Origin of the sequence: Kribbella sp. NPDC006257 (assembly GCF_040613535.1) — a bacterium.
Lineage (GTDB): Bacteria > Actinomycetota > Actinomycetes > Propionibacteriales > Kribbellaceae > Kribbella.
In genome coordinates, this window is the sequence record NZ_JBEXSJ010000010.1 from 106,466 (window position 1) to 130,702 (window position 24,237).

Below are 24,237 nucleotides of genomic sequence, written 5' to 3' on the forward strand. Positions count from 1 at the left end.
GCTGGGCTCCACTTGTGATTGTTCGTGGCACGAAGTAATTTGTTCGTCAGGTCAACATTACGTGGCACGAATGATCCACTCAAGCCACACCCCGGACGAGACACTGGAGCAACGAATGGCGGACTACGGGCACGAGCTGGTCTTCGGCACGTTCCTGACACCCGCGGTGGACAACCCCGAGCGGGTCATCGCGCTGGCGCAGCTGACCGAACAGGTCGGGCTCGATCTGGTCACGGTGCAGGATCATCCGTACCAGCCACGCTTGATGGACGCCTGGACGCTGCTGTCGGTCATCGCGGCCCACACGCAGTCCGTCAAGGTTGCGACGAACGTGGCGAATCTGCCGCTCCGGCAACCCGTCGTACTCGCTCGTAGTGTTGCCTCGCTCGACCTGATCACTGGTGGGCGAGTGGAGCTTGGTCTGGGAGCAGGCGGGTTCCTGGAGGCGGTTGCGGCCAACGGGGGACCGCGGCGGAGTGCGGGGGAGAGTGTCGAAGCGCTTGAGGAAGCGCTGGCGATCATTCGCGAGGTGTGGACGCCTAAGGGTGGCGGGATTCGCCTGGTGGGCAGGCACTATCAGGTGTCTGGGGCGAAGCGTGGGCCGGCGCCTGCGCATGACGTGGAGATCTGGCTGGGGGCGTACAAGCCGCGGATGCTGGGTGTGACGGGACGGGTTGCGGATGGGTGGCTGCCGTCCAGCGCGTACACGCCGCCGGAAGTGCTGGCGGGGATGAACAAGATCATCGATGAGGCTGCAGTGGAGGCTGGGCGGTCGCCTGCTGAGGTGCGGCGGCTGTACAACGTGTCCGGGCGGTTCGGGAACGGTGGTGGATTCCTGCAGGGACCGGAGGCGGCGTGGATCGAGCAGCTGGCTGAGTTGACGATGTCGGAGGGGACTAGCACTTACATCTTGGCGTCGGACGATCCGGACGACATCCGGCGCTTCGCGGACGTTGCTGCCGGAGTACGGGAAGCTGTCGCAGCAGAACGCTCCGGTACTACGTCCGCCACGCGCGCTGTTGCTGGCCTTGAAGTGGCGACGGCCGCCGCGGCGTCTGCTCCGGCGTCTGGGTCTCGGGTGGGCTTCAGCGTGGTGCCGACGCCGGCACCCGCAGTACGGCGCAGTGCTGTGCAGGTGCTGGATGAGTCGGAGCGGCCGACTGGACCTGCGCTGGATCCTTCGAGGACCTACGCGCCTCACCAGCTTGCGTCGGGGCAGCATCTGATCGACGTGCACGACCACTTGCGAGGTGAGCTCGAGCAGATCCGGGACCTGGTGGAGCAGGTGGCTGCCGGATCGCTGGGTGTTGGTGCAGCGCGGTCGCACATCAACACGATGACGATGCGGCAGAACAACTGGACGCTAGGCGTGTACTGCGAGACGTACTGCCGGCTGGTGACGACTCACCACTCGATCGAAGACGCTTCTCTGTTCCCGCGACTCCGGCGTGCCGACCCGGCACTCACATCAGTCGTCGACCGCCTGCAGGAAGAGCACCTGATCATCCACGACGTCCTAGAAGGAGTAGACAAAGCTCTAGTCGCCCTGGTCGACGGCTCCGGCGACATCGCGGGTCTCCGCGCGGCCGTAGACCTCCTGGACGACACCCTCCTCTCACACCTCTCCTACGAGGAACGCGAACTGGTAGAGCCGCTGGCCCGCCTCGGCGTGATGTAGATCGGCTCGAACGCGGGGGTTGCGGGCACGTGGCTCCATCCCCCGTCCCCACCCCATCGCCGGTCTACACCCCACCGTCGGCGCTCGCAGCAGCGCGCGGGGTCCTGACACGCCGTCGACAAGGTGGGGCTGCGACAGGTTCCCGTGCCTTCGGACATGCAGTCGCGAGTCCGGGCGGGGTCTCGGGGGGCCGGGACATGCTGGCGGGAGTCCGGGCAGGTTCTCGGGGGTCCGGGACAACGTGTGGGGGGTTCGGACGGGAAATAACGTGTTCACGGTCCCGGGTTGTTGTCCGAGGGCCCGGCACGTGGCGGATCCGGCTTGGCCGATGGCCCGTAGTACGGGGCAGGATCAGGTTTGCTCTGGGGGCGCCCGGGTGGCGTCTCGTGGTTTGGGACAGGCCGCTGGGGTTCGAACAGGTTCTCGGGGGTCGGGACAATGTGTCGGGGGTTCGGGGCACGAAATAGCGTGTTCACGGTCCCGGGTTGGTGTCCGAGGTTCCGGGTTGTTGTGCGGGGTCCCGGGTTGTTGTGCGGGGTCCCGGGTTGTTGTGCGAGGTCCCGGGTTGTTGTCCGAGGGCCCGGGTTGGTGTCCGAGGGGCCGGTATGTGGTCGGTCGGCACGGGCGGGACTGGGTCGTACGGGGGACTACTTTGCTTCGCCGAGGAGGGAGGCGAGGATGTCTAGGAGGCGGAGGGTGGGGGCTTCGGCGAGGAGGCGGGCGGCGGAGGTCTGGGGTTCGGCGATGAGGCGGACCTGGAGGAGCTTGAAGTCGCGGACGTTCGCCGGGTTGACCAGGTCGCGGTGGACGGCGGCCAGGAAGTCAGGGCCGGCCGAGGCGTCGCTGTAGGTCATCCGGATGAAGCTGTCGCTGACCGGGAAGAGATAGGGCCGCTTGAGGTGAAGCAGCTTGGCCTTCTTCGCGTGGCCGAAGCCGCGGTGACCGGAGAACTTCTCGTCGAGCGCCGTCGCCGCCTCGAACAGCGGGCTGCCGGGGGCGGCGTCCTCGAGCCGCGCGTCGACCGGGACCGCGGCGAACTCCTTCTCGGCGTCGACCTCGAGCAGCCACGGGATGTCCAGCGCGCGCAGATCCGAGCCGATCACCATCGTCCGCGCCAGGTCTTCCAGGGTGATCCGGTCGGGGTCGGTACCGATGGTCGAGACGTGGGGCAGACCGTCGTAGTACTTGAGCACCGCGCCGTTCGTCTCGGCGTACAGCCGCAGCTGAGCGATTGCCTCGTCCACGACGATCTTCCTACTGCCGATAATCATGGCCACACCCTCACACTCTTCGTGGCAGACCCGCCAGCCGGATTGGGCGATCCGGCTCCGCGAATCCGAACTACATCCGGATGCGGTGCATCGTAGGGGACGGCTGAGTGATCCCCAGCACAGGGTGACATCCCCACTTGCCACACCCTGTAACCATCCACCCATTCCCTGACTCGTCAACCACCCACCGGAGAGTGACAACCTGGCGGACGCACCTGTCTCCCGCCCCGACAAACATCGGGTGTGGGGCCGAGTTCACAGGTCGCAGAGGCGGTAGCGCGCGCCTTCGGGCCGGTGCCAGGGCGACTGCTGGGTGGGTGTGGGTTGGTTTGTGGCGGAGGTGGGTTAGGGGTGAGTTAGGAGGTGGAGGGCTAGGGCGGTGATTAGGAGGGATGAGGTCAGGGCTGTGGTTAGGCGGCCGCGGGGGCTCGTGAGGGTTTGGCCTAGGAGGGCGCCGCCGGCGGCTAGGAGGAGTTGCCAGGTGGTGGAGGCGGTGAAGGCGGCGATGACGAAGATGGATTGGTTGAGCGGGGTGCCGGTTTGGTGGCTGCCTAGTACTAGAGCGCTGAAGTAGATGACGGTGGTGGGGTTGAGGGCGGTCATGCCGAGGAGGGTCAGGTAGGCCCGGAGTGGTGTGGGTGGGGTGTCGGTTGGCCGGTTGGCTGTTTGTAGACGGCGGTGTTGGTGGATGGCGGTGAGTGCTGAGCGCATGGCCAGGGCGATGAGTACCGACGCCGAGATCCATGTAAGGGGTGTGGTGATCGGCTCGATGAGTGGGGCGATGGCTGAGCCGCCGAGGGTGGCGATGAGGGCGTAGAGGCCGTCGGCGGTTGCTACGCCGAGGGCGGCGTACGCTCCGGTCTTCAGAGTGGTTCGGGCGGTGAGGGAAACGAGGTAGGTCGCGACGGCTCCGACGGGCATGGCGATGCCATAGCCGGCGAGCAGCCCCGCGACGAGGGCCGCGATCACGACCGCGGCTGGATCGGCCTCCGCATCCGGCCGGTCAGCTGCTGGACCCGCACCGGACGAACGGTGGAGGTCAACAGGTGAACGGCTTCGGTCGAGGTCATAGCTGGATCTTGCGCCGCCGCCTGCGCAACCGGCAATCCATTTATCTGGCAGTAGTTGCCTAGGGCATCTGTTAGAGGGTGTGGGAGATGGCGGTGGTGGGGGCGAGGAAGAGGAGGACGGGGCGGCCGCTGTTGGGCAGCATGTCGGTGTAGGCCTGGAGTTGGGGGGCGTAGTAGGCGACGCGGGAGTCCAGTGCGGCGGCGGGGACGGCGTCGGTTTTGTAGTCGACGATGATCAGCGTGCCGTCGTCCTCGCGGTAGATCAGGTCGACGAAGCCTTCGAGCACGGTGCCGTCGGGTTGCAGGGTGCCGATGTACGACTCACGCCAGTGCTCGCGCGCGGCGGCCCGTCGTACGACGTCTGAACCGAGCGCCGAGCGGACCAGCGCGGTCACCACATCGGCGTACTCGACGACGCCTTCCGCGAGGCACTGCCCGGCAACTGCCGCGTCGAGGCCGGCGCCGGTGGCGAGGTCGACGACTTGGAGTACGCCGTGGACCGCTCGGCCGATCGCGGTGCCGTAGCGGCCCTTCGACCACGGGGGTAGTTCGATGTCGCGGGCGGCCTTGGCGCTGCCTGGATCGGCGCCGTGGAGTGCGACGTCCGGGCCGGTGCCTTCCAGCCCGGAGGCGCTGTGAGCGGATCGGCGACGACTCGCTTGGCGCGCTTCGGCGATCTTGGCTTCCCACTCCTGCCGGTTGATCGGTGGCGCGACCTCGGCCGAGGAACGGGCGTCGTCCGACCCAACCTCGATCGGCGGCCCGTCGAAGAACGTCGTGTGTGGCGCTTCGGCGGCTCCGGCGCTCGTGAGCAGCTCAGCGTTGCTGGAGTGCCGACGCGTTCCGGAACGATGCAGCGAGACGACAAGGTGATCGCGCGCACGGGTCGCTGCGACGTACAGCAGCCGCCGTCGCTCGTAGTCGTCCATCTGCTCGTCGACAGGCTGAACGAGGTCGAAATCCTCAGTCTGCACGGAGGCCTTGAGCTTCACCGCATAGCCGCCGCCGGTCGGCCAGAGAACCTGTACGCCGCGTTGCCGGTTCGGCGCCGCCGTCATACCGGACAGGATCACGATCGGGAACTCCAGACCCTTCGCGGCGTGGATCGTCATCACTCGTACGGCGTCCGCGTCGGTCTCGGGCAGCACTGCTTCTGCCACCCGCGAGGCTTCCTCGCCTTGGTGAGCTGCCCAGGCGAGGTATGAGCGGAGGCCGCCGTGCTCGACCTCGGACCAGGCGCGGGCCTGATCGACGACGAACCGGACCCGTCGCCAGGCGTCGCGCGCTCGGGGACCGGTCGCGGCGACTTCGAGCATGCGGCGATCGGCGACGATCTTCGCGAGGACCTCGCTGGGGGTGAGCCAGCGCGCCGCGTAGTACGTGCGGCGAAGCCACTCCATCGCTTCGCCGACGGGGTGGGTCAGGAGCGAGTCGGGGACCGGCGCGGTGAGCGTGAAGGAGCCGCCGGATCGCTTCCAAGTGAAGAGGTCGTCGTCGCCGCAGCCGAAGAGTGGGGATCGGAGAGCTGTGACGAGGGCGAGTTGGTCGCTCGGGTCGCCGAGGGCGCGGGCGCAGGCGAGCAGGTCGCGGACCTCGGCGGTTTGGTAGACGAGGGAGCTGGCTTCGGCGCGGTACGGGATGTCGGCGCGGTCGAGGGCGTCTTCGAGGAACGGCAGCGAAGTACGAGCTGGAACCAGTACTGCGATGTCGCCGGCGCCTGCTGGTCGCCAGGTCTCGGTCTTGTGGTCGTAGACCTGCCAGCCTTCGCGCAGGGCGCGATCCACCACCGCGGCGACGTCGGCTGCTTCGCGTTCGCGGAGTGCTGTTGCTTGGGCGCGGGGGAGGTCGTCGTGTGGTTCGGCGCCCAGCACCGTCACTGCTGGCCCGCCGGGTGGGGAGGGTTCGCCGAGCGTGGGTGAGTCGAGGTCGTCGCCGTCGAGTGCCGGAACAGAAACGGCGAACCCACGCCGAAGCGGGATAACGGTGGCGAGGGTGGGCTCTTCGGGCGAAGGTTCAGGAGAAGGTTCCGGGATGGGCTCCGGGTCAGGTTCAGCTGCGTTGTCGTCGCCGAGAAGAGACAGTTGGTCGCCGCTGACTGCAGCCGGCAGGTTGTCTACGGCCGGAGCCTCTAAAGCATCTGGGGCTGGGGTCGCGTCGGCTGGTGTGTCAGAGGGGCGACTTGAACCCCCACCTCCTGCCACTGGGGTTGAGGTGAGGTGGCGGGTGGCGGGGAGGGCGGGGCGGTGGGGGGTGAGGGGTTGGTAGGTGGGCTGGGCGTTTTCCTGGGGTTGGATAAGGGTGCCGAAGACATGGTTGACCCAGTCGAGGACTGGCGGGACGGTGCGGAAGTTCGTGGTGAGTTCGACCGTTTCACCGAGCAGGTTCTGGGCGGTCAGGTACGTCGCGATGTTGGCGCGGCGGAAGCGGTAGATCGACTGTTTGGGGTCGCCGACCACGAAGAGCCGGCCGGGTGGGACCTCGACGTCGCGCCAGTCCGCCGCGTCGGCCGCGGCGCCACCGGCGATCCGTACGGCGAGCTCGATCTGGATGGGGTCCGTGTCCTGGAACTCGTCCAGGAGCAGCCGCTGGTAGCGATCATGAAGGGCGGACCGCACGGATGCCTCGCGCCGCAGCAGATCCCGGGCCAGCACCAGAAGGTCGTGGAACTCCAGCCGACCCTCGCCCCGCCGCAGCTCCGCCGACTCCAGCACCCGCACCGCGACCCAGTGCGATAGATGCCGAAGGCAAGCATCGAGGAGCAGCTCCACCAGCGACCCGGCGACCTCGACCACCTCGGTGCAATCAGCGCGCACCTTCCCCACGTCCGGCCAGTTCTCCTTGCGCCCGACCCGCCCCACCTTGAGCCCGCGCAGCTTGTGCAGGATCGCCAGCTGCGTCTCCTGGTCGGTCGCGGTGTCGAGCATCAGCCCGAGGTCGCGGATCTCACGCACCTTCGGCAGCAGCCGGTCGTCGTCGACCAGACAGTCCTCGGCGACCGCACCGATCTGCGCCGCCGCCGCGATCAACCCGTCGAGCTCCGGCATCGCCACCAGCTCGGGCGGATCCACCAGCACCCGATCGCCGATCAGGTCCCAGTCGTTGCCGAACAGCCGCGCCAACGACCGCAGATGCTTCAGCTCGACCCCGACCGCCATCGCCAACAGCAACGGCTCCGCGATCGAGTCGTCGTCCAGCAACTGCTGCTGCAACTCCGACCAGCGTTCCTCGAACGCGACCGACGACCCGACCTCATCCAGTACGTCGATCAGCGGCGGCAACCCGGCCTCGATCGGATGCGCCAGCAGCAACTGCTGAGCGAACGAGTGCAGCGTCCCGATCGACGCCGAATCCAGATCGTCCAGCGCCGCGTCGGCAAGCCGCCGCGCAGGCCCCCGCCGCGCCTTCTCGAACTCCACCCGCAACCGATCGCGTAGCTCCGCGCCCGCCTTCTCGGTGAACGTCACGGCCGCGATCGTGCTCAGCGGAATCTCGTCCCGCAGCACCAGCGTGGTCACCCGATCGACCAGCGCATGCGTCTTCCCCGACCCGGCCCCGGCCTCGACGAACAGCGTCTCGCCGGTGTCCGACCGGATCTGCTCGCGCGCCTCCGCGTCCAGCAGCTCCTCACTCATCGAGGGCCACCTCCTCGAACGCCGGCAGCGCGCCCGGGTCGATCAGCCGCACCAGCCGCTCCAGCTCGGGATCCTGCCGTTTCCGCTCCCACCTGGTCCGCACCTCGCTGTGCCCTATGCCGTCCGGGTTGCAGTACGGACACTGCACCCACAGGAAGTCCGGTACTTCGGGAGCCTTCGCCGGGAACTGCCCGGACGCGATGGACGACACGATCACGTCCAGCGTGTCGACGTACCGAGCCTCGACCTCGTCCGTCAACGGCACCGGAATCCTTCGCCCGCCCTTGCGAACGAACCAGTACGACGCCTCCACCGGCGTCGACGCCGTACCGAGCCGGGCCCGCGCCGCATACGCATAGACCGGCAGCTGCAACTTCGTCCCCGCCGCCACCGGATCCGACTCGATCGCCTCGTACCGCGAGAAGCCGCCCGTCTTCACATCGGTCACGTAGATCGTGCCGTCCCGGCCGAGATCGACCTTGTCCGCCGATCCGCGCAACAGCACCCGCCCGGACGGAATCGGGATCTCCACCGGCGGCTCCCCGTCGAACCCGAACCGCAGCTCGCTGGCAACCACCGACGCGTCGACCAGAGCGCGCCACCGATCGTCATCCTCCAGCAGCACCAGCAGGTCACCCAGGATCCGCAGCCGCTCCCGCTGCCACAAGCGTGGATGCCCGGTCAGCCCTTCGGCCTCGAACCGGTCGGCAAGATCCGCACCGATCGCCAGCAACAACGACCGCTGCTCGGCCGACCAGGGCTCGCCGTACCCAGGCAGCGACCCGACCAGCTGCGACACGAACGCGTCCAGACTGTTGTGGATCAGATTTCCCACCTGCAGCGGCGAAATCACCAGCAGATCCTCAGGCGCTTCGAGCGGCTCGACTTGCAGCAGCCGCTCGACGAAGTACGCGTGCGGACACGTCGCATAAGACTCCAGCGACGTCGGCGAGGCAACCCGATCCTCCGTCGCGTAATCAGGCAGCCCGGGCACCCCTGCCAAATTCCCGTCGAACCGCGTGAACTCGTCCGAAGTACGGGCCCGCAGCAACACCCGAGCCCGTTCGATCACCTGATCAGGAAGCACCAACCCCGCCGACAGAGCACGCACACGCCAGTCCTGCTCGGTCGCCGCCATCCTTGCCGTGGTCAACGAACCGGCGTACGACGCGGAGGTGAGCAACCGATCGCCGTACTCCGCCCTGTCCCACTCGGTCGCGGCCAAAGCGTGATCGCCGGTCAGCGAACGCAACGTCCCGAGCAGCCACCGCGTCGGCAGTCGCCTGCTGGATCGGCGGAGATCGCCTCGCGGGAACGACGCGACCACCCGCTCCGACCCGGCCGAGAACGCCGCCAGCAAATGCCGTTGCTTCTCGTCCAGCCGATCGCGGAACGAGGCCAGCTCCGGCGCGGCCGCCTCGCGGACCCGATGTGGGAGCAGCGCGTCCTCGTGCACCCGTCCCGGATAGAGGTCTTCCGACAACCCGACCACATACACGAGATCCACCGACAGCCCGATGCTGGTGGACAACGGCGCCACCAGTACGCCGGTGCCGAAGGTGCCCACCCGAGGCAGGGATTGCTGCAACTCCAGGTCGAGAACGTCCCGCAGTACGGTCAGGCTGGCCGGCGTACCGAGCTCGTCGAGGGTCGACAAGCCACGCAGCGATCCCTCCACCGCGATCGCCGCGTACTGCTCCTCGACCGGCAGCGCATCGGTGTCGCCCAGCAGATCCTGGAACAACTTGAGCACGGCAGCCGCCAGCTCCGCCCAGGTCTCCAGCAAAGCAATCGCCAGCAACCGCCGCCGCAGCTCCGATGCGAACCCATGCAGCCGTTCCGCGGTCTCTGCGTTGTACTGCGCACGCCGTACTGCGGCCGGCCGGACGTCCTCTGCGGCCTCTTCCTGGTCAGCCGTGCGCCGTTCCGACTCCGCATACCGCCCGAGCCGAACGTCCCAGTCGTCACCACGAACCACCCCGGCCGCCCGGGACAGCCGCTCCCACTGCGGCACCGGGATGCGTTCGCCGGTGAAGTCCCGCGTCGGCGCGTTCGCCAAGGCACGGAACAAGTCGGCGCGCGGAAGATCGTGATCGACCAGGGCGAGCACTTCCAGCAGAGTCCGTGCCAGCGCTCGCTCATGGACCGGCCGAGTCCCAGGACCGTTGACCTCGATCTTGGCCGCGGCCAGATGCTCGTGTAGGAGCCGGGCATAAGGAGTGGCTGCCGAGTAGAGCACGGCGATCCGGTGCGCCGGCGTCCTAGCCAGAGCAGCGACAACGTCCCGCACGACGCAGCGCACCTCGTCGTCGGCGTCGGAGGCGTTGAGCACCTCGGTCGCGACCGGATAATTCTTGGAGATCGACGTCGGCAGGTCGATCCCGATCCGCTCGAGCGAACGCCGTACGGCGCGATCGGCCCGCTTCACGTCGGTCAGTCCGACGATCACCGTCAGATCGGCGGACGCCGTCCCGAGAGCCTCGACGAATCCGGCCTCGGCCTGGGTCAACTCCTGTGGCAGATAAAGCACCAGCGCACCGAGCTCGCCGACGATCTCAGGGCTCTCCACGATGCGCGCGGCAGCAGTCGTCAGCAGATCGGTCTCGTCGTACCAATCGGGCGCCAGTTCGCCGGTGACATGGCGATGCAGCCGGATCAGGTCCGGCCCGAGAACCGATGCCGAGGAGACACTGTCGAGAGCCGGCTCGCTGAGATCGCGCAACTCCCGATGTGCTGCAGCAAGCGCTTGGATCGTGGAGGGGTGGTCGGCCACTTCCGCGAAGACTCCGGGCGCCTTCGACAGCGCAGTACGCCAGGTCGCTGCGACGATCGGACGGGTTGCCGGGCGGCGGGGTGCGAGCAGGCCGGCGGCGAGCTGTTCGGCCAATCGGGGCAGCGTGGCGAGATAGATCCCGGCGATCCCGGTCAGCGCCAGGAAACGGCGTGCGGCCACGCCTGCCAGGTTGTTCGGCAGCAGCAAGGTGACGGGTTTCATCGGATCGCCGGCCTTCAGGCCGGCCACGACGGCACGCAGCTTCTCCAGCGCTGCCACGCCGTACGCCGTGGTCTCGATCCGGGTCGCGCTCACGTTGCCCCCTTCCAGTCACCCCAGACGCCAGTGTCCTGAGTCGGAGGTTCGTGCACATCTCCGGCGCCCAGGCACGCACCTCGCGGCACTGGACGAGCATCCACGATGCTCCGCATCGAGGACGCTCCTCCAGCACCGCGATGCACGCACCTGACCACCGGAGCTGAAGCACGACCCTCCGACTCAGGACACTAGACCACCCGTCGGACAAAAACCGGCGACCCTTCCACAGGAGCGGATCGGAGAGGCGCGCCAGTGTCGCTGCGGTGGCGGCTGAGGGCTCGGACAATGAAGAAATGACCAAGGAGACCTCGATCGCCCGCGTTCTGGTGGTGCTGGTCTTCGCCCCTGCGGGCGGCCTGTTCGGCAAGGCCGTCGCCCAGGTCGCAGCGGGTGCCGACTGGTGGCCGTGGCTGGCCGCGGCGGTGGTCTGGCTGGTGGTTGTCGGCCTGGCCGCGGTGGCGGTGTCCAGCCGTTTCGACGAGCACAGATAATGCTCCGATGGCCGCCGCTGTGCACCACGTCGAGATCTGGGTCCCGGACCTTCCCCGAGCGCTGACGAGCTGGGGCTGGGTGCTCACCCGGCTGGGCTGGAAGGACGGCGACAGCTGGCCCGGTGGGTACACCTGGATCGCGCCCGACGGCAGCTATCTGGTCGCCGAGCAGAGCCCGGCGATGTCCGCCGCCGAACACGACCGGCTGCGGCCGGGGATGAACCATCTGGCTCTCAATGCCGCGAGCCGGGCCGAGCTGGACGCGATCGTCGCCGAGGCGGCCGCGCACGGCTGGACGCTGATGTTCGCCGACCGCCATCCGTACGCCGGCGGGCCGCAGCATTACGCCGCATTCCTGCATAACACCGACGGCTATGAGCTAGAGATCGTCGCGCCCAACAACTAGTCGGCAGGTGAGACTTCTGATGGCTGGAGTGACACACGGGGCTGATGGTGTGACATGGTTTACGAAGGCAATCGGTAGGTCGCGTCGCAGTGGTGGAAGGACGGTGCTCGTGACGGAGAAGCCTGACGGGGAAGGCATGCCCGGACCGGTTTCTCCGGAGGTTCTGGAGGCACGGGTCCGGGGACTGCAGTTCGCGCTCGGGGAACTCCTCGAGAACGCGCGCCGGCTCACCCAGGGCGAGCACCAGCGCGCCGTCAAGCTGCATCGGCAGCTGCAGGAGCAGACGATCATCGCCCGGCGCGAATCGCGTGGCCTGGTAGAGGCCGCGACCGCCGAGGCGCTGGCATCGGCCGAGCCCGCGGCACGCCTGCTCGCGGATCGCCTGGCGCCGGGGCTCGCCTCGATCCCGCCGAACGACGCGCGCTGGCGGTCGAGGCAGCTGGTGGGCGCGGGCACCCCGTCGTACGTGCGGATCGGTCAGCTGGAAGGCGGTACGCCGGTCGTCGCGCCGCTGCTGCGCACGAACGGCTGGCGGGTGACCGCTGATCGCAACGAGGGTGCGCGGCAACTGCTGCAGAGTGTGGCGCTGCGGTTGATCGCGGCAGCTGAGCCGTTCCGGTTGCGCATCGACGCGTTCGATCCGCGGCTGACCGGGATGATGGGGCTGCTCGGGCACCTGACCACGAAGTACCCGCAATTGGTGCCGCGGGCAACGCATACCGCGGAACAGCTGCACACTGTGCTCTCCGGGCTGGTCGACGTGTCGTCTCTGCGGGCCAGCCGGCAGGCGCAACTGGGGCACAAGAAGTTCGAGGAGCTGATCCGTGAGACCGGGCGGGTCACCGACCCGTACAGGTTGATCGTCCTTTTCGACTACCCCTCCGGCATCGATTCCCTCGCGCAGCGCGATCTCGTCCGGCTGGCGGCGACCGGTGGCGATCGGGGGATCTGCTTCCTGGTCCACCACGACCCATCCTCGGCCGGTGAGCACGAGGTGGATCCGCGGCAGCTGCTCGACCTGCTGACCCCGGTGGCGATCGCCGGCGGCAAGGTAGAGGTGTCTCAGCTGCAGAACGTGCCTGCTTTGCTGGATCCGCCGTTCGACGCGAACGTTGCCGCAGGCATCTGTGATGTGGTCGCAGAACTCGCCGAGATCGCCGTGCTGCCGACGATCGAGTTCAACCGCACACTGCCGGATCGCTCGACCTGGTGGCAGCCCGTCAGCGACGAGCTCAGCACAATCATCGGGTACGACGATCGCACGCCGGCGCTGGTGCGGTTGCGGAGCGGCAACCCGGCGCTGCCGCATGTCCTGGTCGGTGGAGCTGTCGGACAGGGCAAGTCGAATCTGCTGCTCGTGCTGATCCATGGTCTGGCCGCGCGGTACGACCCGGTGGATCTGGAGATGTACCTGCTCGACTTCAAGCATGGTGTCGAGTTCTCCGCGCTTGGACCGGCCGGAGATCGCGAGCATTGGCTGCCACATGTGCGGGTGCTTGGAGTGCACAGTGATCGTGCATTTGGGTTGGCTGTACTGCGGCACTTGTCCGACGAGCTGGCGAGACGCAGCGAGATCTTCAAGTCGCATGGCAATGTGGCGGATATCGCGGAGCTTCCTGCTGGACCGGAGCGGCCGCCTCGCATCCTCGCAGTACTGGATGAGTTCCAGGTGCTGCTGGAGGACGATGACGAGCTTGCGGACGAGGCTGCTCGGCTGCTGGAGCGACTGGTGCGACTTGGCCGCGCGTACGGCGTACATGTCGTGCTTGCGACCCAGACGATCGAGGGGGTCAAGCGGCTGTCGACGCGGCGCGACTCCATCTTCGGGCAGGTGCCGTATCGGATCGCGTTGAAGACGACTCCGGCTGATTCGCAGGCGATTCTGCGGACCGGGAACACGGCTGCTGCCGAGTTGCAGTTCCGTGGTGAGGCAGTGCTGAATGCGAACTTCGGGTCGCCGGACGACAACCAGCATGTACTCGTCAGCTTTGCCGACAAGGCTGTCTTGGACGATCTGCGCCGTGAGTTGTGGTTGAGATCCGGTACTACGCATCCGCCGCGGATCTTCCATCTCGCCGAGCCGGCGCATTTGGCCGACACGGCTGCTTCGGTGAAGCCTGAGCTGGGTCGGCCGTGGATGGGGTTGCCGATCGCGGTGACCGAGGCACCTGTGTCGATCGAGGTGCGGCCCGAACCGGGCGCCGGCGTACTGGTGCTCGGTGATGGTCCGGCGGATGCGCTCGGTGTGCTTTCCGGGTTGGCGGTGTCGGCTGCTGCGGCTGCCGTCGTACCGCCACGGTTCATCTTTGTCGACGGGACGGACTCGTCGCCTGCGGTTGCCGAGGGCAAGGGCGCGTTGATCCAGGCGTTGCGGCAGCTCGGGTCGGAGGTGGAGACGGTCGACAAGCACGAGGACATCGCGCCGCGGTTGTTCTCGCTGCGCGACGCCGTGCGGAACGGGCAGGTGGGTGGGGAGACCTACCTGCTGGGATTCGGGTTCCATGGTGTGCCGAAGATGCAGACGCACGCCGACGGGTACTTCGAGAGTCCGGCGAACGCTCTGCAGGACATCGTGCGCGACGGGCCGACGCAGGGGCTGATCACCTTCGGGTGGTGGAACCGGCTGCATGTTTGCACTGAGCAACTTGGCTACGGGCGGGCCAACGTCGCGACTCACTTGTTCATGCGCCACCCGCAGGACGGCGTACGGGCTGTGTGCGGGCCGTTGGTGCGATGGGCGTCGGAGCCGCACCGCGGGCTGCTGTGGGACGGGCTGCACCCGGAGGCACAGGTCGTCGTACCGTTCGCGCCGTTGCGGGTGGATGAGGTCGACCGGTATGTGGAGCTGGTACGCCGATGAAGACTGAAGCGCAGGAATGGGCTGAGTACACACGTGCTGTGCGGCAGGTTGCAGGAGCGCGTGCTGATGCGCAGCAGGCGCAGGACCGGCTGACTGCCAACAGGTCGAAGGCAGAGGCCGCAGCGATGGCCGAAGCCGACGCTATGGCCGAGCGGGGACGCAAGCTGGAGCTGCGGCTCAACGCGCTTGCTGAGAAGGCCGCTGCTTCGTTGCAGCGAGCAGGGCTTCCGGCGGATGGCAAGAAGACAACGGTGACGATGCCGGTGATCAGGGGACTCACTGACATCGAGGCGGCCGCGGCCAAGCTCACCAAGCAGCTAGCGGACACGGTCGACAAGCTTGAAGAGGTGCGTGCGAAGGCCCGGGCTGAGCAGGAGCGCCGCAAGCGCCGTACTATCAGCGCCGCACTGGTAGTGGTCGGCTTCGTACTGGTCTGGGTGATCTCCGGATCCTTCCTGGCCGCCCTGGAAGACGCAGTGATCGAGGCCGTCACCATGCTGGCCGCATCCCGCGTACTGGGTCTGCCACGGCTGCCCGGCGCACGCTGGTGGGGCTGGGGCGGCGCAGTGCTCGTCATGGTTTTGATGGCAGCTGGGTTGCCGTGGTGGATCGCTATCGCCGTACCGGTGATCATCTCCGGCACGGCCATCGTGTTGCCGAAAAAGCGCAATCCCTAGAAAGAGGCAGTCAGTGTCCGACGTACAGCGGCTCAAGGAACAGCTGCAGCAGGTCTCCATGGAGGCCAAGCAGGCAGCTGGTGGCCTGGCCGGTTTCAAACTCCGCTTCACCCAGCACAGCGCCCAGGTGGAGAGTCTGATCGCCGGTACGGCGACCGGAGTGGACCGCGACATCGCGGAGATCCTCGACGCCGCCGGCAAGGCCGTGGAACAGGCAGCCGAAGCACTGGAGATCGCCTCGGCCGGCTGCAAGAGCTACGCCGACCAGATCTAGTCGTCGAGATGCCGTCCGACCTGCAGCGAGTCGCGCAAGGTCTGGTCGAGTGCCTCGATGAGGTGCCCGCAGTAGTTATTCATCTGCAACGTACTGCGGAACGCTGCCGCGAGAACGCTGCTCTGGCTGTCGCTGCTTCGCAGGGGCGGGCGACCGTCGCTGCGCAGCAACTGGATGCTGCCGCACGCGCCTGCGAAGAGGCTGCGCACTACTTGTCGATGGCACCGCCCAAAGCGAAGGCCTGGGCGACCCGGTTGGTTGGTGGCGGCTCATCCCGCCCGGATGCTCTCTCAGCCGACCGCAACCGAACCACGGGCGGATCCGGCGACGCCGCCGAACGAGACCTCTTCGGCCGCACGAAGCGGCTCTCCTTTCCCTTCAAGCCTGCGGACTCGACGTCGGACGCACCTGAACCGCCGCTGATCAAGGTCGCCCGCAAGGCCCTCGAGAAGCTCCGCAAACAACAGGAGAAGGACGAGAAGGCCCGCGAAGAGGCCGACAAGGAACGCGAGGACGCCTTCGAATTCGAGATCGAGGTAACCGCCGACGGCCGAGCAGTCGTCGTCGAGGACCAGGAGCAGCCCGAGGACCGCGACTACAAGATCGCGGTCGACATCAACGAAGCCGCCACAGAACTCCTCCAAGCCATGTCCGCCACCCCCACCACCACCTGGCAATCCGCCACCATCACCATCACCCCCGAACGCGTAGCAGCAACCTTCACCTACGAAGACCTTCCGGAGCAGAAGCCCCCACCCATCATCGACGTGGAACTCCCGGATCATCCGCCTGCGGAGGAGTCCCGGGAACCATCGCCGATAGCTGTCGAGGCGATCGAGGTGGGCCTCGACGGGGCAGCGGACTTCGACCCGGCATTCGACCTCCGACCCCTCGGAGTCGACTTCGCGCCGGGTGTCCACGACCCGCACAACGAGTTCAGCCCCGAGGAACGGTCGATCGCCGATCGGCTGTCGGAGGAAGGGTGGCGGGTGGATGCCCGACCGGCCGACCATGGAGCGTGGCGTAAGAATCCGGACGCCACAATCCGCTGGTCCGGGGCTGATGAAGGGGAGGCCGTGGAGTTCAAGACTCCGACAAGCTCGGGGCCGAACGCACTCAAGAGCGCTATGTCGCGGGCCGGTAAACAAGCGGACCTGGTGGTTATCGACGGCCGGCCGACGAAGGTGACCGAGGAAGGCGCCGGCCGTGCGTATCGTCGCTGCCGTGGCCAGCCAGGGACGACCGTGCCGAAGCTCATTCAGGTGATCCTCGGAGACGGACGATTGATCAGCTACTCAAGGAGCATTGATGGCGGCGAGTGACGAGATCTTTCTTGCGTTCGAGGTTCCGCTCGACGCGGCTGCAGCGCAGATTGCGGAGGTGCTGGATCTGCAGGGCGGCGACTTGGTGGCGGGCGAGCGGGGCTACGTGGGGCGGGCGCGAACTGTTGACGCGCCGATGGGGATCTTCATCGGGCCGAACGAACTGGCCCCGGAGCCTGATGTTTTGCAGGCGATGGATGCGTATCCGGTGATGGTCGACATCCAGTTCCGCACCCACAAGCCGATCCAGGCGGAGGAGGCTCGACTTGCGTTCGAAACGATTGTGGCTGGGCTGCCCGACGTCCCGGCTTTGCTGCTTCATAACGCTGAATGGCTGGTTGCTGCATATCTGCCTGGCCAGCCGCCGGAGTACTTCGAACCGAAGCTGACCCCGGACGCCGAAGACGTCGACACCTGGGGTCGCTGGGTGCGCCGCGGTTAGGGCTTGGGTGGGGAGGTCGGGCACCGCTGCCAGGTCTCGGAAGAGCTTCACACCACTCATTGCCTGACCCCCGCCCACCGGTTCCCGATCCGTCCAGCCACGCCCACCGGCGCGGGGTTCCCCAGCGTGGGCCACTACAGCTCCGGCCGGGTTCGAAAAGTTTTGGGAATCCACGTCATAGACCCTCGCGGCACTCGTCACTACCAGTGAACCCATCCCCACAGGGAAGTGGAAGTGATCGAAGTGAGCTGTTGGTCCTCGATGCCGCTGATGGGAACACCGACAGGCGGCCGCAAGACGCCGATCAAGCCGACCGGGCGCAGGGTGCACTGATGTCCGGCGACCATGCCAGTACCGAACCCGTTCCGTTAAACAAGCCGGACTCGGGGACGCAGCGACGCCGTGTGCGTGTGTGGTTCGGAGACCACGTCGTCGCGGACTACCAGGCGGAGGCCGACCTGGCCGACCGCTATGCAGCCGCCATGTCGCGCCGGTTCGCCGGCCTGCGGGTGACGAGCGAGCCGATCCCGCCGAGTGAAGCGTTGCCGGGCCGCAAGCTGCCGGGTGAGCGCCTCTGGGAGGTCGCACCGAAATGAGCTCCCGTCGCTTCCGGCTGATCCGCCATCACGACGTCTCCGGTGTCAGTGGCACCGGCCCGGTCGCCGAGGGCGTCCAGTTCACCGACGGGGCCGTCGCGCTCCGCTGGTACGGCGACTACCCGACCACGACCGTCTGGGACGCCATCGAGTCGGTGATCGCCATCCATGGTCACGCCGGCGCCACCGAGGTCGAGTGGCTCGACCCCGATCCCGGCCCTGATCCGGTCCTCGAACTCAAACCTCGCGCCGATCTCCCGCCACGGCCCTGGCCTGACCTCCACCCGGCCCCGGAGCCACCGCCCGAACCGGAGCTCGAGGCCGAACCGAGGCTGGAGGCACGCCCGAAGCCGGATCAGCTGGCCCCGATGGCGAAGCCCGATCCGGTGAACGATCCAGATCCGCTCCATGGGCCCGACGGCCTCGGACAACATGAGTCGCGAGCGCCGCGTAGTACCGGCGGCCTTGCGCCCCGCAGTACGGACATCCGGGCGCGCCGTAGTACGGACAGCTCTGCTTTCCACACGACGCAAACGCCTGGGTTGACGTAGGCACAGACCACGACCGGGTCCGGCGCCGCGGATCCGGTCCGACACCGAGCGGGCCGCTACCTTCTCCTCCCTCCGGTAGCGGTCCGCTCGAAACCTTTACATCGTCTCGATCAGATCGAGGTTGCGGAACGTCGGCGGCCCGTCGCAGAGCTCCATCATCTTCGCGGCGAACTCGCCGGTGTCGGCCCGATCCGAGTTCTCCTTCGCGGCCTCGGCCGATTCGAACTCGACGATCGTCAGGTAGCGCCCGGGATCGTCGCGATCCGCGCACGCCATCACCCGGCCGGGTCCGACGCTGCCGTCGCCGAGCGCCTCCCGCGCCTTGCGGTAGTCCTCGCTGAGCGCGCGGACCTCGTCAGGTTTCGAGGTCCGGTACTCGATGATCTGCACGAAACCAGTCATTTCTCCCCCTTGCTGCGTTCCGTACTACGTCCTTCGACGCGTACGACATTTCGACAGTGCTCCCGCCGACGCCTCTGCCGCAAGGGGTAGCGACCGGGGTTGACCGCGCGCCGCCGGCACGCCACGAAGCGTGGCTAGTGTCCTGAGTCGGAAGTTCGCCGGAGCGGTATGCGCGAACTTCAGGCTCAGGACACTGGTTCTGCTGTCCGCAGAGGTGATGGGTTTTGTCCGTGCCGCCTGCTTGGCTGTCCTTGTGGAGATTCTGATACTCGGTGGAACAGCCTTTGTGGGGCGTGAGATCGCGGCCCAGGCACTCGCTCGCGGGCATGCGGTCAGCTGCGTCGCGCGCGGCGAGAGTGGTGCGGTAGCGCCCGGCGCGACCCTGGTCGCGACCGATCGCAGCCGGCCCGACGCGTACGACGCGCTGCCGGATCGCGAGTGGGACGCCGTTTTCGAGGTGTCGTGGCAGCCAGGGTTCGTGAGGGGTGCGCTGGAAGCCCTTGCACACAAGGCGAAACACTGGACATATATCTCGTCCGGGAACGCTTACGAGAAATTCGATACGCCGGGCGCGGACGAGTCGGCGGCGGTGCGAGCCGCGCTGGAGGGCGACGTCGCCGGGCGGGAGGAGTACGGCGAGGCGAAGGTTGCCTGTGAGCTGGCCTCGGCCGAGGCGGTGGGGGACCGGCTGGTGATCGCGCGGGCCGGGTTGATCGGTGGGCCTGGGGATGCCAGCGATCGCGCCGGTGCGTGGGTGGCGCGGGCCGCTCGGGCGACGGAGGAGCCGTTGCTGGTGCCCGACACGCCCGATCTGGCGACTTCGGTGATCGACGTACGGGATCTGGCGTCCTGGTTGCTGGACTGTGCGGAGAGCGGGCGGACCGGGACATTCGACGCCGTCGGGCCGGTGGTGCCGTTCGGGGAGTGGATCGAGCTGGCGCGCTCGGTCGGGGGACATACCGGACCGGTGGTGCTCGCGTCGCGGGAGTGGTTGGTGGCGCAGAAGGTCGAGCAGTACATGGGGGCGGACTCGCTCGCGATGTGGCTGGTCGAGCCGGGGTACGAAGGCTGGTCGAACCGGAGCGGCCAGGCGGCGGTCGCGGCTGGGCTGACGCATCGGCCGCGTGCGGAGTTCATGCGCGACACGCTGGCCTGGGAGCGTGAACTCGGGCTCGAGCGGGAGCGGAAGGCCGGGCTCAGCCCTGAGCGGGAGAGGGAGTTGATCAGGTCCGTGGGAGAGTAGTGGGATGCGTTTGGTGCTGATCTCGGACACGCATCTGCCGGTGCGGGCGAAGCGGTTGCCTGCGGTTCTGTGGGACGAGATCGAGCGGGCCGACGTGGTGATCCATGCCGGCGACTGGGTGAGCGTCGAACTGCTGGACGAGCTGGAGTCGCGGTCCCGGCAGCTGATCGGCTGCTGGGGCAACAACGACGGCCCCGTACTGCGGAGCAGGCTGCCCGAGGTCGCCCGGGTGTCGCTCGATGGGCTCTCGGTCGCCGTCGTCCACGAGACGGGTGCGAGCAAGGGTCGCGAGGAACGGTGTGAGCGCGCGTACCCAGGGGTGGACGTGCTCGTCTTCGGGCACAGCCATATCCCGTGGGACACGACGACGCCTGGTGGGCTGCGATTGCTCAACCCGGGGTCGCCGACGGATCGGCGCAGGCAGCCGTTCTGCACATATCAGACGGCCGAGATCACCTCGGGCCGGCTGGAGAATGTTGCTCTCCACAACCTTTGAGATCAACCCGAAGGGCCGCGGAGACGCTGGTCAACCTTGGCAGCGTCAGGCTGGCCGGCGACCTCGTAGTACGGGGTCGGCCGGCTGGTCGCAGTACGGGCTGATCTCCGGCGCTCTTTGCGGAGCGCCGGGCTCGGATCAGGCGCTTGCTGCTTCTTTGACGCGGGTCTTGAGACGGTCCCGGACTTCCTCGGGGGTGTAGGCGCGACGCTTGCGCTCGCCCCTCGCGATCACCACACCGGTTGCCGCGACGCCGACAATCCCCGCCAGTCCTACAACCTTCCATGCCTTCATGAGCACTAACCTAGCGACGTGGAGACGCGGATTTCACTGGATGACGCTACGGAACTGACACGAACAGGTGACATTTGGCTTTTTCGCGGTGACAGTGCGGCGGACCGGGCGATCCAGCTGACCACCAACAGCCCGGTCAATCACGTCGGCATGGCGATCGTGCTCGAGGACATGCCGCCGCTGATGTGGCACGCGGAGCTCGGGCGTTCCCTGCCGGACATCTGGACCGGCAACCACCAGCGCGGCGTACAGCTGCACGACCTGCGCGACGCGGTGCTCACCTGGTCCCACCGCTACGGGCAGCACGCCTGGCTGCGGCAGCTCGACCACACGATCACCCGCGAGATGGAAGACGCCGTACTGCGTACTGTCGCGCGCCTGGACGGTACGCCGTTCCCCTCCACCGCACGGCTCGCGTCGCGCTGGATGCGGGGGCGGATCCCGAAGTTCCGGCGCGGCGAGCGCGACCTGGAGCTGGAGACGGCGTACTGCGCGGAAGTGGTCGCGATGACGTACGAGGAGATGGGGCTGCTCGCGGGTGGGCGGCGGCTGAACTGGTACGACCCGGGGCGCTTCTGGAGTGGCGACGATCTTGACCTGATCGGCGGGGCGAAGCTGGGCGAGGAGATCGCGGTCGACGTACCGGCGGTCTGACTTCCACGCCCGGGGCCTTCCAAGCTGTCGATCCGAAACTGTCGGTGGCCTGTGATTGGCTGGGAACAGGTCGGATTCGGAGGGGCCGGATCGGCTTGCGGGGTTGGGATTCCGCTCGTACTGGACTCGCGTTGGAGGAGGCGCTGGGGATGTATGCCGTCATCGACACCGAGACCACCGGCCTGCTGCCCGGACACCGGCATCGGGTGATCGAGATCGCGGTCGTGTTGCTGGACGCTCAGGGCCGGTTGGAGCACGAGTGGGTGACGTTGCTGAATCCGCAACGCGATCTCGGTCCACAACATATTCACGGAATTCTGACCGCTGACGTGCTGGCGGCGCCCGACTTCGCCGAGGTCGCCGCGCACCTGGCCGGGCTGCTGGCCGGGCGGATGGTGGTCGGGCACAACGTCGAGTTCGACCTGGGGTTCCTGCGCGCAGAGTTCGCGCGGATCGGGTACGCCGTGCCGCTGATCACCGAGCGCGCGATGTGCACGATGGCTCTCGCGGGGTATCTGCATCCGGGCGCCAAGCGGACTCTCGGCGCATGCTGTTCGGCCGCCGGGATTCCCTTGGAGGGCTGGCATTCGGCTCTGGCGGACACCCGGGCGACAGCGCTGTTGTTCGAGCACTATCTGCAGGCGTTTCCGGGCCGGCCGCCGTGGCAGTGGGCTTATGAAGAGGTGCGAAGGTTGCCCTGGCCAACAATTCCTTCAGCGCCGTTCACGCCAACCGTGCGACCCGTTCACGCGGGCGGCCGGCATGGGTGGATGAGCCGGCTGGTCGACCAGTTGCCGCGGGTGCCGGAACCGCCGCAGGCCGACTCGTACCTGGCGGTGCTCGACATGGTCCTGGCCGATCGCGAGATCACCCAGGCCGACGCCGATCAGCTGGTGCACGTCGCGACCGACCTCGGCCTCACCCGGCCGCAGGTCGACGAGCTTCATGGGTACTACGTGGCCGCGCTGGCGTCGGCGTTGTGGGCCGCGGACGACGGCGTTGACGCCGAGCAGCGCCGCGACCTGGACAAGGTTGCGGTGATGCTGGGGCATCGGGCGTCCGATGTGGACGACGCCTTGGTCGCCGCCAGCCAGGGCAGGTATTCGGTGCCCGCGCGACCAGGAGCACGTGGGTTCCCACCGGGCAGCACCTTGGTGTTCACGGGAGACATGGTCGAGCCGCGGGAGACCTGGTGGGACCGGGCCGTAGCAGCCGGCTTTGTGCCGCAGGAAGCGGTTCGTCCAGAGACCGATTTCGTGGTCGCGGCCGACGTGGACAGCCTGTCGGTGAAAGCGCGAGCGGCCCGCGCGTACGGCGTACCGATCATCGCCGTCGAAGACTTCCGCCGCCTGCTGCCCGCACCTCCCGACGAGCAACGAGCGAGCTGACCTTCGCAATCTCCGGGAGTCGCAGCGCACTGGATAGGATCCGGGCGTGGACCTTGCGGAGTTGGGTGAACGGATCTACCGGACGGCACATCTGACCGGGGAGTTCGTGCTCCGGTCGGGGATGACGACTCACGAGTACTTCGACAAGTACCAGTTCGAGGGCGATCCGGTCCTGCTCGACGCGATCGCCGAAGCGATGGTGCCACTGGTGCCCGCGGACATCGAGGTCCTGGCGGGCCTCGAGATGGGCGGCATCCCGGTCGTGACCGCGCTCAGCCGGCACACCGGACTGCCTTGTTCCTTCGTCCGCAAGAAGGCCAAGGCCTACGGCACCGCCCGCCTGGCGGAAGGGGCCGACATCACGGGCCGCCGCGTCCTGGTCGTCGAAGACGTCGTCACCAGTGGCGGCCAGATCGTCCTCTCCACGACGGAACTCCGTGCCCTGGGCGCCGATATCCGCGAAGCCCTCTGCGTCATCGACCGCGAGCAAGGCGGCCGCGAATCCCTAGCCGCCGCCAACCTCACCCTGCACTCCCTCCTGACGGCCGGCGATCTCACCCCGCAACCCCGGTAAGTCGTCTCGCCAGTCCAGATAGGCAACGAGGACGGCGTCGGCGCGCAGCCGGGCCAGGCTGCGTTCGTGCAATTGGAGATCGCGCCGGTTGAGTTCGGCGCCGACCCGTTCGGGGCGACCGTCCGCCGAGGAGTGCATCTCGGCCAGCGCGGCGCGGATGATCGTGGTCGGGAAATTGCCCTCGCGGAGAAGACGGACGAGATGCGCATCGCGAGCGGCTGCACGGTCATAGACGCGGTAGCCGGTTGCCCGGTCGCGGCCCGGCCGGATGAGTCCGGCGCTTTCCCAGAACCGCAATGCCGAGGTGCGAACGCCGAGCAGGTCCGCGAGTTGGCCGACGCGCAAGGAGGCGCCCTGCCGATTCATCTGGTCCAGGGCTGCTGCCATTCGGGGGTCGGCGTCGAGTGGGTGGGTCACGACGACCTCGAAGGCGTGCAGCGCCTGCTGGATGCGTTGGCGGTCGCGGTCGAGCTCAGCATGTGCATGATCGATCCGGGCCACCGCGGTCTTCAGGTCGCCGCGGTGCACGGCCGCCATGATCGTCACGGCGTCGTCCCAGCCGTACGCTCCAACCAAGGCGCGGGCCGGGATCAGGGCGCGACGGTGGTACTCGTCGAACTCCCGATAACCCGACGCGGAGCGGCTGGCGGCCGGCAGCAGTCCCGCCTGCTCGTAGTTACGCAGTTGCTGGACCGAGATCCCGGCCTCTCTGGCCAGCACGATTCCTCGGATCGCCGTTGATGCGCCATTTGAGGGTTTTCGCTATCGGCCACCGTGGATCCTCACAATTTTGGAGAAAAGGCTTCAGTGTTACTTAAAAGATAC

The 24,237-nt window shown here is 67.5% G+C and carries 22 protein-coding genes; 15 read left to right on the top strand and 7 right to left on the bottom strand.

The annotated features are described in order from the left end of the window. Nucleotides 1–70 precede the first annotated feature (70 nt). Nucleotides 71–1,678, top strand: coding sequence for an LLM class flavin-dependent oxidoreductase (locus ABZ004_RS14760; protein ID WP_355680361.1), 1,608 nt, complete (start codon nt 71–73; stop codon nt 1,676–1,678). A 647-nt stretch (nt 1,679–2,325) separates the two neighbouring features. Here ABZ004_RS14760 and ABZ004_RS14765 read toward each other — a convergent pair. From ABZ004_RS14765 to ABZ004_RS14780, 4 genes are all read right to left on the bottom strand, one after another. Further along, nucleotides 2,326–2,949, bottom strand: a complete 624-nt coding sequence (locus ABZ004_RS14765) for a DUF6308 family protein (protein WP_355680362.1) — start codon at nt 2,947–2,949, stop codon at nt 2,326–2,328. Between the two features lie 345 nt (nt 2,950–3,294). Further along, on the bottom strand, nt 3,295–3,918 hold the full coding sequence (locus ABZ004_RS14770; RefSeq protein WP_355680363.1) for a LysE family transporter: 624 nt from the start codon (nt 3,916–3,918) through the stop codon (nt 3,295–3,297). Nucleotides 3,919–4,090: 172 nt separating this feature from the next. Continuing rightward, nucleotides 4,091–7,651, bottom strand: coding sequence for a UvrD-helicase domain-containing protein (locus ABZ004_RS14775; RefSeq protein WP_355680364.1), 3,561 nt, complete (start codon nt 7,649–7,651; stop codon nt 4,091–4,093). Then, nucleotides 7,644–10,739 carry a PD-(D/E)XK nuclease family protein gene (locus ABZ004_RS14780; RefSeq protein WP_355680365.1) on the bottom strand — a complete coding sequence of 1,032 codons (3,096 nt, stop codon included), beginning with the start codon at nt 10,737–10,739 and terminating at the stop codon, nt 7,644–7,646. The genes ABZ004_RS14775 and ABZ004_RS14780 overlap by 8 nt, the downstream gene beginning before the upstream one ends. 296 nt (nt 10,740–11,035) lie before the next feature. Here ABZ004_RS14780 and ABZ004_RS14785 point away from each other — a divergent pair, with 296 nt between their 5' ends. The 9 genes from ABZ004_RS14785 (at nt 11,036) to ABZ004_RS14825 (ending at nt 18,361) form a co-directional block, all read left to right on the top strand. Next, nucleotides 11,036–11,233 carry a hypothetical protein gene (locus tag ABZ004_RS14785; RefSeq protein ID WP_355680366.1) on the top strand — a complete coding sequence of 66 codons (198 nt, stop codon included), beginning with the start codon at nt 11,036–11,038 and terminating at the stop codon, nt 11,231–11,233. Nucleotides 11,234–11,240: 7 nt separating this feature from the next. After that, nucleotides 11,241–11,639 (top strand): VOC family protein, encoded by a 399-nt coding sequence (locus tag ABZ004_RS14790; protein ID WP_355680367.1) that lies wholly within the window; start codon nt 11,241–11,243, stop codon nt 11,637–11,639. A 109-nt stretch (nt 11,640–11,748) separates the two neighbouring features. Then, the gene (locus ABZ004_RS14795; protein ID WP_355680368.1) at nt 11,749–14,499 is read left to right on the top strand and encodes an FtsK/SpoIIIE domain-containing protein; all 2,751 of its coding nucleotides are present in this window, start codon (nt 11,749–11,751) and stop codon (nt 14,497–14,499) included. Next, a complete protein-coding gene (locus tag ABZ004_RS14800; protein ID WP_355680369.1) occupies nt 14,496–15,176 on the top strand; it encodes a hypothetical protein in 681 nt (226 codons plus the stop codon). Before ABZ004_RS14795 ends, ABZ004_RS14800 begins: the two co-directional genes overlap by 4 nt. A gap of 13 nt (nt 15,177–15,189) precedes the next feature. Next, nucleotides 15,190–15,450 (top strand): hypothetical protein, encoded by a 261-nt coding sequence (locus ABZ004_RS14805; protein ID WP_112237432.1) that lies wholly within the window; start codon nt 15,190–15,192, stop codon nt 15,448–15,450. An 8-nt stretch (nt 15,451–15,458) separates the two neighbouring features. Then, nucleotides 15,459–16,772 carry a hypothetical protein gene (locus tag ABZ004_RS14810; protein ID WP_355680370.1) on the top strand — a complete coding sequence of 438 codons (1,314 nt, stop codon included), beginning with the start codon at nt 15,459–15,461 and terminating at the stop codon, nt 16,770–16,772. Next, nucleotides 16,759–17,214, top strand: a complete 456-nt coding sequence (locus ABZ004_RS14815) for a hypothetical protein (protein ID WP_355680371.1) — start codon at nt 16,759–16,761, stop codon at nt 17,212–17,214. The genes ABZ004_RS14810 and ABZ004_RS14815 overlap by 14 nt, the downstream gene beginning before the upstream one ends. A 404-nt stretch (nt 17,215–17,618) precedes the next feature. Continuing rightward, nucleotides 17,619–17,810 carry a hypothetical protein gene (locus ABZ004_RS14820; protein WP_355680372.1) on the top strand — a complete coding sequence of 64 codons (192 nt, stop codon included), beginning with the start codon at nt 17,619–17,621 and terminating at the stop codon, nt 17,808–17,810. Beyond that, a complete protein-coding gene (locus ABZ004_RS14825; protein ID WP_355680373.1) occupies nt 17,807–18,361 on the top strand; it encodes a hypothetical protein in 555 nt (184 codons plus the stop codon). Before ABZ004_RS14820 ends, ABZ004_RS14825 begins: the two co-directional genes overlap by 4 nt. A gap of 96 nt (nt 18,362–18,457) precedes the next feature. Here ABZ004_RS14825 and ABZ004_RS14830 read toward each other — a convergent pair whose 3' ends face one another. Further along, nucleotides 18,458–18,763 (bottom strand): hypothetical protein, encoded by a 306-nt coding sequence (locus ABZ004_RS14830; protein WP_355680374.1) that lies wholly within the window; start codon nt 18,761–18,763, stop codon nt 18,458–18,460. Between the two features lie 253 nt (nt 18,764–19,016). On the opposite strand from ABZ004_RS14830, the gene ABZ004_RS14835 reads away from it, so the two are divergent. Both ABZ004_RS14835 and ABZ004_RS14840 read left to right on the top strand, forming a co-directional pair. After that, a complete protein-coding gene (locus ABZ004_RS14835) occupies nt 19,017–20,006 on the top strand; it encodes an NAD-dependent epimerase/dehydratase family protein (RefSeq protein ID WP_355680375.1) in 990 nt (329 codons plus the stop codon). 4 nt (nt 20,007–20,010) lie between these two features. Continuing rightward, on the top strand, nt 20,011–20,502 hold the full coding sequence (locus ABZ004_RS14840; RefSeq protein WP_355680376.1) for a metallophosphoesterase: 492 nt from the start codon (nt 20,011–20,013) through the stop codon (nt 20,500–20,502). A 138-nt stretch (nt 20,503–20,640) separates the two neighbouring features. On the opposite strand, the gene ABZ004_RS14845 is transcribed toward ABZ004_RS14840, so the two are convergent. Next, complete coding sequence (locus ABZ004_RS14845; RefSeq protein WP_185445019.1) at nt 20,641–20,796, bottom strand: hypothetical protein; 156 nt, start codon at nt 20,794–20,796, stop codon at nt 20,641–20,643. Between the two features lie 18 nt (nt 20,797–20,814). On the opposite strand from ABZ004_RS14845, the gene ABZ004_RS14850 reads away from it, so the two are divergent. The 3 genes from ABZ004_RS14850 to pyrE all read left to right on the top strand — a co-directional run bounded on the left by ABZ004_RS14850 (nt 20,815) and on the right by pyrE (nt 23,412). Next, complete coding sequence (locus ABZ004_RS14850; protein ID WP_355680377.1) at nt 20,815–21,450, top strand: hypothetical protein; 636 nt, start codon at nt 20,815–20,817, stop codon at nt 21,448–21,450. A 149-nt stretch (nt 21,451–21,599) separates the two neighbouring features. Beyond that, nucleotides 21,600–22,838, top strand: coding sequence for an exonuclease domain-containing protein (locus ABZ004_RS14855; RefSeq protein WP_355680378.1), 1,239 nt, complete (start codon nt 21,600–21,602; stop codon nt 22,836–22,838). A gap of 46 nt (nt 22,839–22,884) precedes the next feature. Beyond that, entirely contained in the window at nt 22,885–23,412 is a 528-nt protein-coding gene (gene pyrE, locus ABZ004_RS14860) for an orotate phosphoribosyltransferase (RefSeq protein ID WP_355680379.1), read from the top strand. On the opposite strand, the gene ABZ004_RS14865 is transcribed toward pyrE, so the two are convergent. Continuing rightward, nucleotides 23,344–24,132: a MerR family DNA-binding transcriptional regulator gene (locus tag ABZ004_RS14865; RefSeq protein WP_355680380.1), complete on the bottom strand. Its 789-nt coding sequence runs from the start codon at nt 24,130–24,132 to the stop codon at nt 23,344–23,346. The two genes, pyrE and ABZ004_RS14865, sit on opposite strands and share 69 nt — an antisense overlap. Nucleotides 24,133–24,237: the final 105 nt, after the last annotated feature.